The sequence below is a fragment of the Streptomyces sp. NEAU-174 genome, from assembly GCF_052665095.1.
Map to the genome: position 1 here is coordinate 15,370 of NZ_JBQTCE010000008.1, position 16,339 is coordinate 31,708.

Here is a 16,339-nt window from a genome sequence, read left to right on the forward strand (position 1 = left end):
CGTCCGCGCCGCGCACATCGGCGACCCCGCGTCGTAACCCCACCGAAGAGCCGGGGTCAGCCGTTCTCGACGACCATCACCGCGTTGCCGTCCGCGTCCCGGAAGCTGAACATCGGCGGCACCGGGGCGCCCCAGCGCTGGACCTCCGGGTCGGTGTCGACGCCGCGCTCGCGCAGCGCCGCGTGGTCGGCGTCGATGTCCTCGGAGGTGAGGATGATGCCGGTCTCGTAGCCCGGCCCCTGCCCGCCCTCGCGCGGCAGGACCAGCGCGATCCCGGTCGGGGCGCCCGCCGGGGCCACCTCGATCCAGCGGTGACCGTCGCCGAAGGGGATGTCGGCACGCTTCTCGAAGCCGAGCGTGCCGACATAGAACTCCAGCGCCCGGTCCTGATCGGCGACGGTGACGGCGACCCGGCCCACCTCGGTGAAACGGGCGCCCTTCGCGGTCTCGGTCATGGTGATCTCCCTCGGAGTGATGCGTCCACCTCCAAAGACCCCGGGCCGCCCCGAAACTCATCGGTCCCCCGATCAGCGGTTCACGAAGGTGAGGTTCTTCTCGTCGTAGCGGGTGCCGGCTATCTGGTCGGCCGGGGCGGCGGCGTCGATCGCGGACAGCTCCTCGGGGGTCAGCTCGAGGGTGGCGGCGGTCAGGTTCTCCTCCAGGTACTTCCGGCGCCGGGTGCCCGGGATGGGGACCACGTCGTCGCCGCGGTGCTGCACCCAGGCGAGGGCGAGCTGACCGGCGGTGACACCCTTCGCGGCGGCCAGCTCGTCCAGCTTCTCCACGATGGCCAGGTTCTTCTCCAGGTTGCCGTCGGCGAACCGGGGCTGGGTGCGGCGCACGTCGCTCTCCGGCAGGCCGTCGGTCGAGGTGTAGCGGCCGGTCAGGAAGCCGCGGCCGAGCGGGGAGAAGGGGACGAGGCCGATGCCGAGCTCACGGCAGACCGGGGCGATCTCGTGCTCCAGGTCCCGCGTCCACAGCGACCATTCGCTCTGGAGGGCCGCGATGGGGTGCACCGCGTGGGCCCGGCGGATGGTCTCCGCGCCCGCCTCGGACAGGCCGAGATGGCGCACCTTGCCCGCCCGGACCAGCTCGGCCATCGCGCCGACGGTCTCCTCGATGGGGACGTCGGGGTCGACGCGGTGCTGGTAGTAGAGGTCGATGTGATCGACGCCGAGCCGCCGCAGCGAGGCGTCGCACGCCTGGCGGACATACGCGGCGTCCCCCCGGATCGCGGTCGGCTCCCCCAGCCGGTTGGCGAACCCGAACTTGGTGGCCAGCACCGCCTGCTCCCGCCGCCCGGCCAGGGCCCGGCCGAGCAGCTCCTCGTTGTGCCCGGCGCCGTAGAAGTCGGAGGTGTCCAGCAGCGTGACGCCGAGGTCGAGGGCGCGGTGGAGCGTGGCGATCGACTGGGCGTCGTCCGAGGCGCCGTAGCCATGGCTCATCCCCATGCAGCCCAGGCCCTGGGCCGCGACGGTCAGGGCGCCCAGGCGGCGGGTGGGCAGTTCGGACATCGGGTACCTCCTTCGTGGTCGTGACGATCACGCTAGGAGTTGGAGCGCACTCCAAGTCAAACCACGGGACCAGTAGCTGTGCGGCAGAGAATCGGCCATCAGCGACGAATGCATTGACATTGCGCCGGAATTCTGCGGGCCCACCTGGGCGGCGGTTTTGCCGTGCCGAAATACGCCGACGCCTCCTCACCCGAACCGCTCGGTCACAGCTTTAGTGAATTCCTCGAGTTCGTCCGGCTAGCTTTCTCGCTGAGGTGGAAAGTCCACCGGATCGGAGTGTACCGATATGCGCTCTCGTCGCCTTGCGTTAGCCGCGGCAACCACCCTCGGGGCCCTCGCCCTCACACTGGGAATCGGGGGAACGGCCCAGGCCGCCCCGCGCCCTCCGCTCACCAAGGCCGAATGCCGGGCCTCCGGAGGCATAGTCATCCCGATCAATGTCGTCGGGGCGATCTGTCAGTGGACCAACCCCGACGGCACAAGGGACACCGCGCAGATCACTGACCCGATAGGCTGACCCGAGCGCCTGTCTCCACGAAGTCGGCCTCGATTCTCGCAGTTTCACATCGGAACACCCGACCGGCCCGGTGCGCTCCCCCGTCGCGCACCGGGCCGGTCGGTGGGCCGGCTGCCCTGCCCCCCATGGAGGGCAGCGGGCCTCATTTCCCCCGTTGGCCATTCCGTGTCGGCCACTCCGTGGCGATTACTCCGTGGCGATCGCGTTCAGGACGTTCATCCGCGCCGCCCGGAAGGCCGGGACCAGGGCCGCGATCAGGCCCACGACGGCGGAGCCGATGAAGACCGTGATGATCGTCGGCCACGGGATCTCCAGGGTCTTCAGACCCTCGAGCGCCAGCAGCTTCTGGGCCGTGGTGCCCCAGCCCATGCCGAGCCCGAGGCCCAGCAGGGCACCGAATAGGGCGATGACCACGGACTCCAGGCGGATCATGCGGCGCATCTGGCGGCGGGAGACACCGATGGCGCGCATCAGGCCGATCTCACGGGTCCGCTCGACGACCGAGAGGGCCAGGGTGTTCACCACGCCGAGGACGGCGACGATGATCGCGAGCGCCAGCAGGCCGTAGACCAGGTTGAGCAGCTGACCGACCTGGTCCTTGACCTCCTTCTTGTAGTCGGTCTGGTCGCGCACCTTCACCGACGGGTAGTGGTGCAGCTGGGACTTGAGGGAGTCGTACGCCTGCTTCTCCTGGCCGTCCTTGGCCTGCGCCAGCATCATGACGTCCGCCGGGATCAGCTTGGCGGGGACGTAACGCTCGACGGTGGCGATGTTGAGGTACATCGCGCCCTTGTCGAGGCTGACGTCGTCCGAGGTGATCGCGGCGACGGTCAGCTTGGCGGTGCGGCCCTCCTTGAAGGCGACGGTGAGGGTGTCGCCCTTCTTCACCTTGTGGTCCTTGGCGAAGCCCTCCGGCACCGACATGGCGTCCTTGCCGTACGCGGCGGACAGGTCGCCCTCGACGACCGGGGTGCGCAGGTCCTCGGCGTACGTCGGGCTGGCGGCCGAGAGGTCCTTGGTGACCGTCTTGCCGTCCGGCAGGGTGAGCTTGGTGCCCTCGATGTCCTTGGCCTCGCTGATGTGCTTCAGGCCCTTGGCCTGGCGCACCGCGTCCGCGATCCCCTTGGTGATCGGCTGGCCGGTGTCGGACTGGACGATGAAGTCCGCGCCCACCGACTTGTCCAGCTCGTCGGTGGCCGAGGCGACCATCGAGGAGCCCACCACCGACAGACAGGCGACCAGCGCCAGGCCGATCATCAGGGCCGCGCCGGTGGCGCCGGTGCGCCGCGGGTTGCGCAGCGCGTTGCGCTCGGCCAGCCGGCCGACCGGGCCGAAGATCCGCAGCACGACGGTGGCCAGCACACGGACCACCAGACCGGCCAGCAGCGGGCCGATGACGATGAAGCCGATGAGCGTCAGCACCACGCCGAGGCCCAGGAACATCGAGCCGTCGACCGCCTTGTCCGCGTTCCCCGCGACCACCAGGGAGGCCGCGCCGCCCGCGGTGAGCAGGGTGCCGATCGCGCCGCGGATCCATCCGGCCTTGCTGTCCGCCGGGGTGCCCGCGTCGCGCAGGGCCGCCATCGGGGAGATCTTCCCGGCCCGGCGGGCGGGGATGTACGCCGCGATGACGGTGACGACGACGCCGATGCCGATGCCCACGATGGGCGTGGTGGCCTTCACGGTCAGCTGGTCGGTGCTCAGGTGGAGCCCCGCGCTGCCCATGATCTTCATCAGGCCGACCGCGAGGCCGACGCCGCCGAGGACACCGAGGATCGAGCCGACGACGCCGAGCAGCAGCGCCTCGATCAGCACCGACCGGTTGATCTGCTTCCGGCTGGAGCCGATGGCCCGCATCAGGCCGATCTCACGGGTGCGCTGGGCGACCAGCATCGAGAAGGTGTTGACGATCAGGAAGATGCCGACCAGGACGGCGATCCCGGCGAAGCCGAGCATCGCGTACTTCATCACGTCCAGGAACGAGCCGATGTCGTCCTCGGCCTCCTTGCTGGACTCGGCCTTCGTCTGCACCTTGACCCCGGTGCCGAGGTCGGCGACGACGTTCTTCTTCAGCTGGTCGTGGCTGACGCCCGCCTTGGCGGTGAGCGAGTAGCTGGAGTAGACCCCGGGGGCGCCGAGCAGCTTGCGCTGCGCGGTGTCGGTGTCCATGTAGATCAGCGTGGCGCCGGGGTTGGTCACCTGGAACGTGGCGATGCCGACGATCTTCGCGCGGAACTCGCCCGGGATGGCGATGATCCGCACCTCGTCGCCCAGCTTCAGCTTCTTGCTCTTGGCGGTGTCGGCGTCGACCATCACCTCGGTCGGGCCGCGCGGTGCGTGGCCCGAGGTGATCTCGACCGAGCGCTTCTCGGTCGGGTCCCAGTTGGTGCCGATGGTCGGGGCGCCGGTGTCCGAGCCGATGCTGTTGTCGTTGCGGTCGGCGGCGGTGACCGACTGGCTGGTGGCGTCGCCGAGCACCGACTTGACGCCGTCCACCTGCTTCAGCCGCGCCAGCTCCGAACCGGGCAGGGTACGGATCCGGCCCTGCCGGGTGTCCTTGTCGCTGGCGCCCTTGGGGCTGACCGTGACGTCGGAGGCGGTGCTCGCGAAGAGCTTGTCGAACGTGGCGTTGGTGGTGTCGGTGAAGACGAGCGTGCCGCAGACGAAGGCCACCGACAGCAGCACGGCGATCGCGGACAGCGCCATCCGCCCCTTGTGGGCGACGAAGTTGCGCAGTGAGGTCTTGAGGACGGTCATGACACCCGTCCCCGCGCGTCGAAGTGCTTCATCCGCTCCAGGACCAGATCGGCCGTCGGGTTGTACATCTCGTCGACGATCCGGCCGTCGGCCAGGTACAGCACCCGGTTGGCGTAGGAGGCGGCGACCGGGTCATGGGTGACCATCACGATGGTCTGGCCCAGCTCGTCCACCGACCGCTTGAGGAAGCCCAGCACCTCGGCGCCGGCCCGCGAGTCCAGGTTTCCGGTCGGCTCGTCACCGAAGATGATCTCGGGGCGGGCGGCGAGGGCGCGGGCCACGGCGACGCGCTGCTGCTGACCGCCGGAGAGCTGGTTCGGGCGGTGCTTGAGCCGGCCGGACAGACCCACGGTCTCCACCACCCGGTCCATCCAGGCCCGGTCGGGCTTGCGGCCCGCGATGTCCATCGGCAGCGTGATGTTCTCGATCGCGCTGAGCGTGGGCAGCAGGTTGAACGCCTGGAAGATGAAGCCGATCCGGTCCCGGCGCAGCTTGGTGAGCTTCTTGTCCTTCAGCTTGGTGATCTCGGTCTCGTCGATGAAGATCTGCCCGGAGCTGACGGTGTCCAGACCGGCCAGGCAGTGCATCAGGGTCGACTTGCCGGAGCCGGACGGGCCCATGATCGCGGTGTACTGCCCCCGCGCGATGTCCACGTCCACATGGTCCAGGGCGACCACCCGGGTCTCCCCGGAGCCGTACGCCTTGACGACCTGACGTGCTCGGGCGGCGACGGCCGTATGTCCTCCGCTGCCCCCGGTCCTGGGAATCGATACAGCCGTTGTCACGGTCTTTCTCCTTCGGTGTCCGATCGGTGATCTCTGTTCCCCGATCGCCGCATCAAGATTGCCGCGATCCGGGAACCTCCGCGATGGGGAATGACTCCCTCTTAGCGGTAGGGCTAGCCCCACCCCCTGCGTCGCGCAGCCCGTAGCAACCTTATGAAGTGGGGACGACAGGCTCCTCATCCGCCCGGACGAACCGGGAGTAGGAGTACAGGGTGGGCATCCCCTAGGGGAGTGAGTCCTGGGTCTGACCCCGGACTCGGGGTCGATGGTGCACCCTCCCGCCACGTCAGGCTCAAACCGGGCCCTCTGGACAGCCCGGATGCGTTCTTCCGCGAGCCTGCTCCGGCATGGAATCGTGGGTCGTACAAGAATCGTGCGCACGCGAGTCCGGCGTACGAACAACAGGGACACGTGCCGGCGCGGACCGGCGAAGGGAGCGCGCCACCGTGGGCGGCACCGCACGACGGCCGATGGACGCGGACCCCAGGCCCCCCGCACCCCAGCCCCACTCCGAGACCCCCGCCCCCAGCGGCCGCCGCCCCGTCGTCGCCGCCCTGATGCTCGGCATGTCGCTGGCCGCGCTGGACTCGACCGTCATCTCCACCGCCGTCCCGCAGATCGTCGGCGACCTCGGCGGTTTCTCCGTCTTCTCCTGGCTCTTCTCCGGCTATCTGCTCGCCGTCACGGTCTCCCTGCCGCTGTACGGAAAGCTCTCCGACACCTTCGGGCGCAAGCCCATCCTGCTCGCGGGCGTCGTGCTCTTCGTGATCGGCTCGCTGCTGTGCGCCGGGGCCTGGAACATGGCCTCCCTCATCGCCTTCCGGGTCGTCCAGGGGCTGGGCGGCGGAGCGCTCCAGGGCACCATCCAGGTCGTCGCCGCCGACCTCTACCCGCTCGAGGAGCGCCCGAAGATCCAGGCCAGGCTCTCCTCGGTGTGGGCGCTGTCCTCCGTGGCGGGCCCCGCGATCGGCGGAGTGCTCGCCGGATACGCCGACTGGCGGTGGATCTTCCTCATCAATCTGCCGGTCGGCGCCCTGGCGTTCACCCTGATCACCCGCCATCTGCACGAACCGCGACGGCACCGGGAGAGCCGCCCCCGGGTCGACTGGGCCGGGGCGCTCGGGGTGTTCCTCAGCGGCGGGCTGCTGCTGACCGCGCTCGTCCAGGGCGGAGTGGCCTGGAGCTGGCTGTCCGCGCCCTCGCTCACCATGCTCGGCGGCGCCGCGGTGTGCGCCGCGGCCACCGTGTGGATCGAACGGCGCGCCGCCGAACCGATCATCCCCGGGTGGGTCTGGCACCGCCGCACCATCTCGGCGGTGAACATCGCCTTCGCCGCGCTCGGTCTGCTGATGATCGCCCCGACCGTCTTTCTGCCCACCTACGCCCAGTCGGTGCTGGGGCTCGGACCGATACCGGCCGGGTTCGTGCTGTCCACGATGACGCTGAGCTGGCCGATCGCGGCCGCGCTCAGCAGCCGCGTCTACAACCGCGTCGGCTTCCGGCGCTGCGCCATCACGGGGATGACGGCCGCCACGCTGATCCTGGCCGCCTTCCCGCTCCTGCCCTATCCGGGCGCCGCCTGGCAGCCCGCGCTGATCATGCTGCTGCTCGGGGGCGCGCTCGGGCTGTTCCAGCTGCCGCTGATCATCGGGGTGCAGTCGTCCGTCGGATGGGCCGAGCGCGGCACCGCCACCGCCTCGATCCTCTTCTGCCGCCAGGTCGGCCAGAGCGTCGGGGCGGCGCTCTTCGGCGCCGTGGCCAACGCGACGCTGGCCTCGCGGTTGACCGAGGCGCCCGACGCCATCCGGCCGGGGCTGCCCGACGACCTGGACTCGGTCTCGCGCGCCCTGGAGCACCCCGGCACCCTCACCGACCAAGCGGCCGACTATCTGCGGCGGGCCGTGGACACCGCCGTCGACCACGTCTATCTGGGCTCGGCGACCGCCGCGCTGCTGGCGCTGCTGGCCCTGGTGTTCCTCGCCCCGCGCCGCTTCCCGGTCCGTACGGAGGCGGAGGCGGAGGCGGGGGCAGGGGCGGACGCGTGAATGGCGGCCCGGTCCTTGAGGCCGGGCGGCGGGCTCAGGACTCGTGGTGCGGGGCCGCCGTCGCGTCCTCCGCCACCGGCTTGCCGGTCAGGGCCGCCAGGCTGCCGCGCACATGCTCCAGATGCGCCTTGAGCTCCTCGCGCCGCTCCACGTGCTCGCGCAGCGTCCGCTCCGTCTCCCGCGCCAGCCGCTCCTCCCGGGCCCGCGCCTGGGCGATGATCTCCGCCGCCTGCGCCTGCGCGTCCTCCTGCCGCAGCCGCGCGGCCTGCTCGGCCATCCCGTACTCCCGCTTGGCGTCGGCGAGCCCGGCCCGGGCGTACTCCTCCAGCTGGGCCAGCCGGGCCGTCATCGCGTTGTCCCGCTCGGCCAGTTCGCGGCCCGCCGCCTCCCACCGCTCGGCGTGCTCCCGCTCCTGCTCGGCCAGGATCCCGGCGGTGCGCTGCCGCATCTCCTTCAGCTCCGCGAGCGCCTGGGCCCGCCACTCCTTGGCGTCCTGGCGCGAGACGGCCCGCAGCTCGTCCACATCCACCTGGGCCGACTCCAAGGTGGCGCGCGCCGCCACCTCGGCGGCCTCGCGGACCAGCTCGGCCTCGTCGCGGGCGGCGTCCCGCACCCTTCGGGCCACGGCCTGCGCGGCTTCCCACTCCTCCTGCGCCGTCGCCTCGGCCGCCGCCCGCAGACAGACGACCTCCTCCTCGGCGGCCATCAGGATCAGCTGGGCCCGGTCACCGAGGGACTCATAGGTCTGGGGGGCCAGTTGGGAGATCACCTCGCGCAGCCGCTCAGCCTCGGCGGTCAGCTCGTTAGCCAGTACGGTGAGGCGCGCGGCGCGCTCCCACGCCGCGTCCCGCGCTTCGGACAGGTCGGCCACATAGCGCTCGACCTGCGCGGGACGGTAGCCACGGCCCCGTCCGCCGACGATGGTGAAGCCATGACGTGACACCGATGCGCCCATCCTTGGAACCCCTTTTGTCCGGTATGCAACGCGCTTCGGCGCACATCTTTATAGATGGCCTCTCATCCCCATAACGCGACACTCCGCCCATATCCGCGGCCGGGAGCGCCGCCGGTGACAACAACGACGAGGCGCCCGCCCCCGTCACGGGGGTCGGGCGCCTCGATCGCCATTCGTTCTTCGGTCGCGCGGTGCGCGTTCCTCGGTCGCGCGGTGCGTCCGGTGGCGCGCGGTCAGGGCCGCGCGGGCGGACGCACAACGGGCTTACAGCAGGCCGTCCCACATCTGCTCGAGCAGCACGGCCCACCAGTTGTCCGGCGTGGACAGCGCCGCCGGGTCCAGACCCGCGAGCTGCGCCTGGAAGTCCACGGTCCAACGGCCCGCCTGGTCCGGCGTCAGCCCGTACCGCAGCCGCCACATCCGGCCCAGCAGCGCCATGCACCGCACGAACTCCGGCAGCCCGGTGTTCACGAACTGCGGCGGGGTCGGCTGGGGCGTCGCCTCCAGCGGCACCGCCACGATGTTCGCCGTGCCGTACTGCACACACAGCTGACGGCCGAAGTCATTGCCCATGACCAGGTACGAACCCGCGTCCGGCGCGGACTGCACCCCGCGCTCCGCCGCCAGCTCCGCCAGCGTCGGCACCGGGCGGCCCGCCTGGGCCTGCGCCCAGAAGAACGGACCGAAGTCCAGCGGCAGCCCCGCCCACACCAGCGTCTGCGCCACCACTTCCGGAACGCCCATCCGCGACACCGCCCGCTGGTCGAAGCGGACGATGCCCTGCGGCCCGAACGCCTGGCCCAGCTCATGCGCCAGCCCCTCCGGCGGCACCGGCGGAATCGGCTGCACCTGGCTGGGGTGCGGCAGCGGCACCCGGTTCGGCGCCGGACGGGCCGGGCCGTCCGCCACCTGGTGCAGCTCGCCCTGGTGCTCCAGCAGATGCCGTACGCCCTGCTGCCGGGTGGCGTGATCGCGTCCGTACGCGGCGGTGTGGCTGATCCGCACCTGCGGCCAGCTCTCCCGGATCATCCGGGCGCAGTAGCCGCCGGGCAGATCGCAGGACTCCAGCTCGGTGTGGAGCTCCAGCACCTGCTGCGGCGGGACGTTCATCGCCCGCAGCTCATGCAGGATCTGCCACTCCGGATGCGGGGTGCCGGGCGCCGAACGGCGGATCAGCTGCTGCTCCGAGCCGTCCTGCGCGCGGTAGCGCAGCACCGCCATATAGCCCGGGCCCACGGTCGGCTGACCGGGGGGCGGCGGCGGATACGCATAGCCGGGCTGCGGCGCCATCCCCGGCGCGGGCGCGCCCGGAGGCGGCGCCAGCCCCGGCGCGGGAGCGCCGGCGGGCGGGGGCATACCGGGGGCGCCGGGCGCGCCAGGGGCGCCCGGTCCGCCCGGGTACGGCGGCCCGGCCGCGCCCGGCGTGTGCGGACCACCCGCACCGGGGACACCGGGTGGGCCGGGCGGCTGCGGGCCGGACGGGGCACCCTGGCCCGGCGCGCCGGGCGCGCCGGGCGGGTGCGGGGTGCCGGGGGGCGGGGCCTGGCCGGGCGTGCCCGGACCACCGGCGAGCATCGTCGCGGCGGCATGCACACCGCCACCGGGCGCACCCGGAGCACCGGGCGGAGGCGGCGTCTGCCCACCACCCTGACCACCGGCGGCGCCAGGGGCGCCGGGAGGGCCAGGGGGACCGGGAGGCTGTGGGGTGCCCGGGGGCGGGGTCTGACCGGGCGTACCCGGACCACCGGCGAGCATCGTCGCGGCGGCATGCACACCGCCACCGGGCGCACCCGGAGCACCGGGCGGAGGCGGCGTCTGCCCACCACCCTGACCACCGGGGGCACCGGGCGGGCCGGGAGGCTGCGGGGTGCCCGGGGGCGGGGTCTGGCCGGGCGTGCCCGGACCACCGGGGGTGCCAGGAGCACCCGGCGCACCAGGCGCACCAGGCGGCCGCGGGGCGCCGCCGAGGCTGTCGGAGTCGAGCTGCGAGACCAGCTGCGTCGGTACGTACCCCCCGGCCGGAGCGCCGGGGGCACCGGGACCGGACGGCGCGGGCGGCGGAGGCGCGGAGTCCGCACCCGGCCGGGCGCCGGGGGTACCGGGCGCACCCGGGGTCCCCGGAGCACCGGGCGGCGGAGGCGTCGGCCCGCCGCCCGCCTTACGGGTGGCGGCGTCCGCGATGTCGCTCGCGTTGGGATTGGCACCCGGACCGGCACCGGGACCGGCGCCGGGGCCGCCCTGTTGCCCGGGGAAGTCGAGGGACGGGGCGATGGCCGTGGGCGGCAGCGCGCTGCCGCCGGACATCAACTCGGTCTTGGCGTCCGGCCGTATGCCCGGCGCCGGGGTGTCCTCGTCGTCGGAGCCCGCGAGCGGCGGGGCGAAGACCGTGGCGGGCGGGGCGACCGAGCGGTCGTCGTCATCGTCGCCCTTGATGTCCGTACCGGCCCACGGCGTACTGCCGCCGGGTGTGGCCGCGTTGTCGGCCTGACCACCCGAGGAGGGCGTACCGGCGCCCGGCGTGGGCGGGGCCCACGGGCTGCCGCCACCGGGCGGGGGCGGAGGCGGCGCGTTCCGCCAGCCCTCACCGCCGGGCGGGGCACCGGGCGCGGACGGGGCGCCCGGCCCGGACGGGGCGCCGGGCCCGGACGGGGCGCCGGGCCCGGACGGGGCACCCGGCGCGGGCGGGCCGTCCTGCGGCCGGTCGCCCGCGAGCGGGCGCGCGACACCGTCGGACGGCCAGTCGTCCACCGCCCCGTCCCGGTCCCGGGGCGCACCCGGCACGGGCGCGGGCGGAGCGGGCGGCGCGCCCGGCGCGCTGTACGGCGCGTCAGGACCGGCGCTCCGCGCCCCGCCGTCCGACGGCCAGTCGTCCATGCCCGAGGACCTGTGTCCCGCCGCCCCGGGCCCGGCGGCCCCGGCCCCCGGCCCACCGGCCGGCGGCCAGTTGTCCTCCGGCGGCAAGGGAGGTGAAGCGGACCCCGCGGCCGAAGGAGCAGGCGGAGCGGGAGGACCAGAAGCCGCCGAAGGACCCGGAACCGAAGGGGAACCGTCAGCCGCGGCGGCGGCATCCGGCTCCGCCCCCGCCCGCTGCTCGGGCATGTCCAGCCGCCCCTCGGACCGGCTGCTCATCGCGTCCGCCGCCTCCTGCAACCACTCGGGCGGAGTGAGCAGGAAGGACGTCGCGTTCAGATCGATGCGCTGCTGCCGCCCGGTGGTGGACTCGTCGCGGGAGCCGTCGGTCGTGCCGTACCGCTCCTCGTAACGGCGGATCACCTCGCCCACCGGCAGCCCCGGCCACAGCGTGGTCTCGCCGCTGTCGCGGGCGATCACCATCCGCGTGCCCTCGGCACCGCTGCCCGAGACCGGGCCGTCCGGGCGGTCCTCGGCCCAGACCACGAAGCCCAGGTCGAACTCCCGGACCCGCGCCTCGCGCTGCTGATAGGCCGGCACATCGCCGTTGATCCAGAGTTCCGCGCGCTCCTGCGCCTGTGCGAAGGTCACCATCGCGCTCACCCCTCCACCGGGACGGCGTACGCGAATCCACCGTCCACCATCAGGTTCGCCACGGTCTCCAGCTCCGGCGGATTGCCCGCCAGCCGGAGCAGGAAGGCGTCGAAGTCGTCGCCGCAGGGCAGCAACAGCCGCTCCACCCGCTCCTGGACCGTCCAGCCGTCACGGTCCCGTGCGTCGTCATACGCACAGAACCACACCGAGCCGATCGCGTCACCCTTCACCTTGACCGCGATCACCCCGCCCTGGACGAAGCCGACGCCCAGATAGTCCTTGGTGAAGTGGTCGCGCAGACACTTGTTGACATAGACGAGGTCATTGACCGCGGCCTCGTCGCGCACCGTGAAGAAGGGCTGGTCGATCAGCAGCCCCAGCTCCGGGTCGAGCGCCGTGCCGACCGGCGCGCAGCCGCCCGCCGCCTTGAGAAAGGCGCGGTACGCGTCGGGCAGCCGGTAGCCGAGGTCCTCCTCGACGCCGAGCACCTGCTCCTCGGTGACCGAGATGCCCCGCAGCGGCAGGCCCACATGCATCGGCCGGGTCTCCTGAAGCGGACGGGTGCCCCGCTTCTCCTGGTCCACCTGCGCCGTGGCGAGCCCGCCGTGGTGCCGCAGCAGCGCCTTGACCTCGACCGGGATCAGCTCCATGCGCCGGGTGCCGACGACGTGGTGCCAGGTCCAGCCGTGCGGGGTGGCCACCGCCGACGCCCCGTTCCACAGCTCGTGCCCGGTGGCGTGCAGCGCCGCGTTCGCCGAGACGTAGTCCGTCAGCCGGAGTTCGTCGACGCCGAACCCCTCCGGGGGCTCGGCGATTTCGGCGGCCGCGCGCGCATACGGCGAGAAGTCCGGAAAGCCGTTTTCATCCACGCGGACACCCTTGGGGTGGCGCGCGGCCCGGACCGGATCCGGGAAGTGCACGACCTGCCCGGCGTAGGCCGTGTTCGGTGGCGCGGCATGCTGCCCGAGCCGACCTGTCGTCATGGCGGTTGCCCCCTGCTGATGCTGGCTACTGGGCACAGCCTATGCGGTGACGCAACCGTCCGAACCGGGCGGCCATCCCCCCTCACGACGGCCTCCGTCCCCACCAGGTCGTTCAGGCCCGGACTACCGCAGCGCCCGCGGGATTTGGCAATCTGATCATTGCAACCGGGGGATTGCACAGGGAGGGATCCACCACATGCACATCACGCAGAGCAACGGAGGCGGCGACGGCGCCACCCCCGCGGCCGGCGACCCCCGGCTGAGATGGAGCAGCGTCGACCCCGACGCCGGCCCACCGCCGCTGCACCGCCGCCGCGACGGCATCCTGCCCGCCGTCGCGGCCGCGCTGTCCGTTCGCGGCGATACGCTGACCTGCACCGGGGGCAAAGCCGACCAGCCGCCGACGCTCCATCCGCTGGTGCGGGAATTCCTCGACGCGCTCGCCAGCGGCCAGCGTGAACGATTCACCGGGCGCTGCCCCGAAGTGATCCTGCTCTCCCGCCACCTGGCGAACGTCGAGGCCGGCCGCTCCAAGCGCGCCTCCCGCAAACCGCTCACCCAGGGTGAGGCCCGCCGCTCCCTCAAACAGGCCAAACTCACCACTCGCCGGATCCGGGAGGCGGGCGACCCGCAGCACGGCAGCTACGCCCCGCCCTGTCTGTCCTGCGCCGCGCTGCTGGCCCATTTCGGCGTACGGGTGGTGGGTGAGAGCACGTGAGTCAGGCACATCAGGCACCACAAGCACCACGGACGGCCCAGGCCCCGCGGGGAGCCCCGACACGGCAGCCGACACGCCCGGCGCGGCAGCCGATCGACCGCTTGGACGTCACCCGCTTCTCCGTCGCCGTCGACGCCGCCCTGCGCGAGGCGGGCTGGCAGCCCGGCCGCTGGGACATGCAACGTGCCGAGGTCTGGGCCGACACTCTGCGCGCCCACACCTCCCCGGCCGGCCACCGGCACGCGGTCTTCCCGGCGGCGGTCGAGGCATGGGCGGAGTTCGGCGGGCTGCACATCCAGCCGCCCGGCGCGGGCCGCGAGATCGCCCCGACCCCGTTCCGCATCGACCCCCTGCTCGGCCTCCACCTCGCCCGCACCCTGGGCGATCTGGGCCGGGCCCTGGAGACCGAGATGAGCCCGCTGGGCGAGGAGGCGGACGGGCAGGCGGTGTTGACCATCGACGCGGAGGGGCGGATCTACAGCCTCGACCACACCGGGGACTGGTACCTCGGCCCCACCCTGGACGCCGCCCTCAACACCCTGATCACGGGCGCACTCCCGCCGAGGCTGACCCGTGCGTAAGGCGCGACCCGACCGGGCTGGTCGAGCCCCGGCGGAGGCCGAAGGGGCGCGGGGAACTGCGCGACCAGCCACGACGCCGCGGCAGTCGAACGACGGCAACTCAGGGCACATCCGCAAAACGCTCAGGCGCTCTTGGCCCGCTCACCCCCGCCGCGTGGCAGGGGCTCCGCCCCTGGCCCCCGGGGTCTGGGGCGGAGCCCCCCACGCGGCGGAGCCGCATATCGTCAGGTGTCGGGAAGGGGCGGGTAGGGGAAAGCCCGCCGCAGGCGCCAAGCTCCGTCGGACGCCCCCTTAGGCGCTCTTCGCCCGCTCAACGCCCCCGGGGCGGTCCGCGGGCTGAGCCGTAGGAGACGCCCCGTCCGCGTGATCCGTGTCACCCTGGCGACCCGTACCGCCGGGGCCGTCCGGCCCATCCGACCCATCCGGGATGACCGCCGACACCCGGAAGCCCCCCGCCTCCGTGGCGCCCGACACAAAGCCCCCGCCGAGCGTCGAGACCCGCTCCCGCATCCCGACCAGGCCGTTCCCCCCGCTCGGCAGCCCCGCGTCCGCCGCGCCGCGCTCCGAGGGCCCGTTCTCGACCAGGACCGCGATCTCGGCGGTGCGGTGCGCCACCCGGACCCGGGCGCTCGCGCCCGGGGCGTGCTTGTGGACGTTGGTCAGCGCCTCCTGGACCACCCGGTAGGCCGTCTGCTCCACCGGAGCCGCGTACCGCCGCTCCTCGCCCTCGACCGAGAGCTCGACGGCCATCCCCGCCGCCCGGGACTGCCCGACCAGCGCCTCCAGCTCCGCCAGCCGCGGCCCCCCGACCACCTCAACGCCCCTCCCGGCCGCTCCCGCGGCCTCCGCGGCCCCCGCGGCCTCCGCGGCGGCAGAGGCCGCGGCCGCCACCCCCGCCAGCGGCCTCTCCTCGACGGAGGCCCCGGCAGCATCGGAGGCGCCGGGAGAGGAAGACCCGGCAGAGGAGGACCCAGCGGAGGAGAACCCAGAGGCGGCGGCGGAAGACCCGGCAGCGGCGGCGGAAGACGACGACCCAGCAACGGAAGACGAGGACCCGGCGGCGAACGCCGCCCCCCGCAGACCGTCCTCGGACCGCAACACCCCCAGCATCTGCCGCAACTCGGTCAGCGCCTGCCGCCCCATGTCGCCCACCAGCGCCGCGTTCTTCGAGGCCTTCTCCGGATCCTTGAGCGCCACCGCCTGAAGGGCCGCCGCGTGCACCACCATCAGGCTCACCCGGTGCGCCACCACGTCGTGCATCTCCCGCGCGATCCGGGTCCGCTCCTCGTTACGGGCCCACTCGGCCCGTTCCTCCGCGCGATCCGCGAGCAGCGAGAGCTCCCGTTCCAGACCGTCCGCCCGCTCGCGCAGGCTCTCCACCAGCCGTCGCCGCGCCCGGACGTACAGCCCCAGCAGCACGGGCGGGCCGGTCAGCCCCAGGGTGAGCACCATGGCGAACATCGGGGCCTCCCACACGGAGGTCCCCAGACCGCTCTGCGGATTGTCCTGGCGGAGGCCGATCACCGTGACGAGGAAGCTGCCCACCGCCGCCATCCCGGCCAGCACCGCCGTGATCCGGCGCGGCACCTCGGACGAGGCGAGGGTGTAGAGCCCCACGACGCCGAGCAGCAGACCCATTTCGGCGGGGGTGACCGCGATCGATATCAGCACCACGGCGATCGCCCAGCGGCGCCGCAGCACCAGCGTGGCGCCGACGAGCACCCCGATCAGCACCCCGGCGGCCACCGGAATCCGGGCATCGTGGGCGAATCCGACACCCTCCGCCGCGCACTCGATCGACGACGCCACGGCGAGCAGGACATCGAGCCCCATGCTCCGCCGCCGCGCCCACCACCACGGCCCCGCGGGCGCGCCCCGCGCGCCCGCGGTCTCTTCCCCCGTCGAACTCATAGCGACCAGCCTACGGCCGGGCGCCAGCGCTTTTCCCGGTGACACGGCGGCGCGCCCGTCGCGCCGTCC

Annotated in this window: 11 protein-coding genes; 3 read left to right on the plus strand and 8 right to left on the minus strand. The window is 73.0% G+C overall.

Going from position 1 to position 16,339, the window contains the following annotated elements; all coding sequences use genetic code 11:
* Positions 1 to 56 precede the first annotated feature (56 nt).
* From ACT2CW_RS23350 to ACT2CW_RS23365, 4 genes are all read right to left on the minus strand, one after another.
* Positions 57 to 455, minus strand: coding sequence for a VOC family protein (locus tag ACT2CW_RS23350; protein WP_164428499.1), 399 nt, complete (start codon positions 453 to 455; stop codon positions 57 to 59).
* A 72-nt stretch (positions 456 to 527) separates the two neighbouring features.
* Complete coding sequence (locus ACT2CW_RS23355; protein WP_445518148.1) at positions 528 to 1,514, minus strand: aldo/keto reductase; 987 nt, start codon at positions 1,512 to 1,514, stop codon at positions 528 to 530.
* A 703-nt stretch (positions 1,515 to 2,217) separates the two neighbouring features.
* Positions 2,218 to 4,788: an ABC transporter permease gene (locus ACT2CW_RS23360; protein WP_445518149.1), complete on the minus strand. Its 2,571-nt coding sequence runs from the start codon at positions 4,786 to 4,788 to the stop codon at positions 2,218 to 2,220.
* Positions 4,785 to 5,573, minus strand: a complete 789-nt coding sequence (locus ACT2CW_RS23365; protein ID WP_182471651.1) for an ABC transporter ATP-binding protein — start codon at positions 5,571 to 5,573, stop codon at positions 4,785 to 4,787. The genes ACT2CW_RS23360 and ACT2CW_RS23365 overlap by 4 nt, the downstream gene beginning before the upstream one ends.
* A gap of 470 nt (positions 5,574 to 6,043) precedes the next feature.
* Between ACT2CW_RS23365 and ACT2CW_RS23370 the strand changes: the two genes are divergently transcribed.
* Positions 6,044 to 7,618, plus strand: a complete 1,575-nt coding sequence (locus ACT2CW_RS23370; protein ID WP_445518407.1) for an MFS transporter — start codon at positions 6,044 to 6,046, stop codon at positions 7,616 to 7,618.
* Positions 7,619 to 7,652: 34 nt separating this feature from the next.
* Here ACT2CW_RS23370 and ACT2CW_RS23375 read toward each other — a convergent pair whose 3' ends face one another.
* The 3 genes from ACT2CW_RS23375 to ACT2CW_RS23385 all read right to left on the minus strand — a co-directional run bounded on the left by ACT2CW_RS23375 (position 7,653) and on the right by ACT2CW_RS23385 (position 13,060).
* Positions 7,653 to 8,573: a hypothetical protein gene (locus ACT2CW_RS23375; protein WP_051572952.1), complete on the minus strand. Its 921-nt coding sequence runs from the start codon at positions 8,571 to 8,573 to the stop codon at positions 7,653 to 7,655.
* Positions 8,574 to 8,837: 264 nt separating this feature from the next.
* A complete protein-coding gene (locus ACT2CW_RS23380) occupies positions 8,838 to 12,077 on the minus strand; it encodes an SUKH-4 family immunity protein (protein WP_445518150.1) in 3,240 nt (1,079 codons plus the stop codon).
* A 5-nt stretch (positions 12,078 to 12,082) separates the two neighbouring features.
* Positions 12,083 to 13,060 (minus strand): HNH endonuclease, encoded by a 978-nt coding sequence (locus ACT2CW_RS23385; RefSeq protein ID WP_037950910.1) that lies wholly within the window; start codon positions 13,058 to 13,060, stop codon positions 12,083 to 12,085.
* A gap of 196 nt (positions 13,061 to 13,256) precedes the next feature.
* Between ACT2CW_RS23385 and ACT2CW_RS23390 the strand changes: the two genes are divergently transcribed.
* Together ACT2CW_RS23390 and ACT2CW_RS23395 are read left to right on the plus strand one after the other, a co-directional pair.
* Positions 13,257 to 13,778, plus strand: coding sequence for a YwqJ-related putative deaminase (locus ACT2CW_RS23390; protein ID WP_164436668.1), 522 nt, complete (start codon positions 13,257 to 13,259; stop codon positions 13,776 to 13,778).
* A gap of 92 nt (positions 13,779 to 13,870) precedes the next feature.
* The gene (locus tag ACT2CW_RS23395; protein WP_164436696.1) at positions 13,871 to 14,359 is read left to right on the plus strand and encodes an SUKH-3 domain-containing protein; all 489 of its coding nucleotides are present in this window, start codon (positions 13,871 to 13,873) and stop codon (positions 14,357 to 14,359) included.
* 291 nt (positions 14,360 to 14,650) lie between these two features.
* On the opposite strand, the gene ACT2CW_RS23400 is transcribed toward ACT2CW_RS23395, so the two are convergent.
* Positions 14,651 to 16,270: a sensor histidine kinase gene (locus ACT2CW_RS23400; RefSeq protein ID WP_445518151.1), complete on the minus strand. Its 1,620-nt coding sequence runs from the start codon at positions 16,268 to 16,270 to the stop codon at positions 14,651 to 14,653.
* Positions 16,271 to 16,339: the final 69 nt, after the last annotated feature.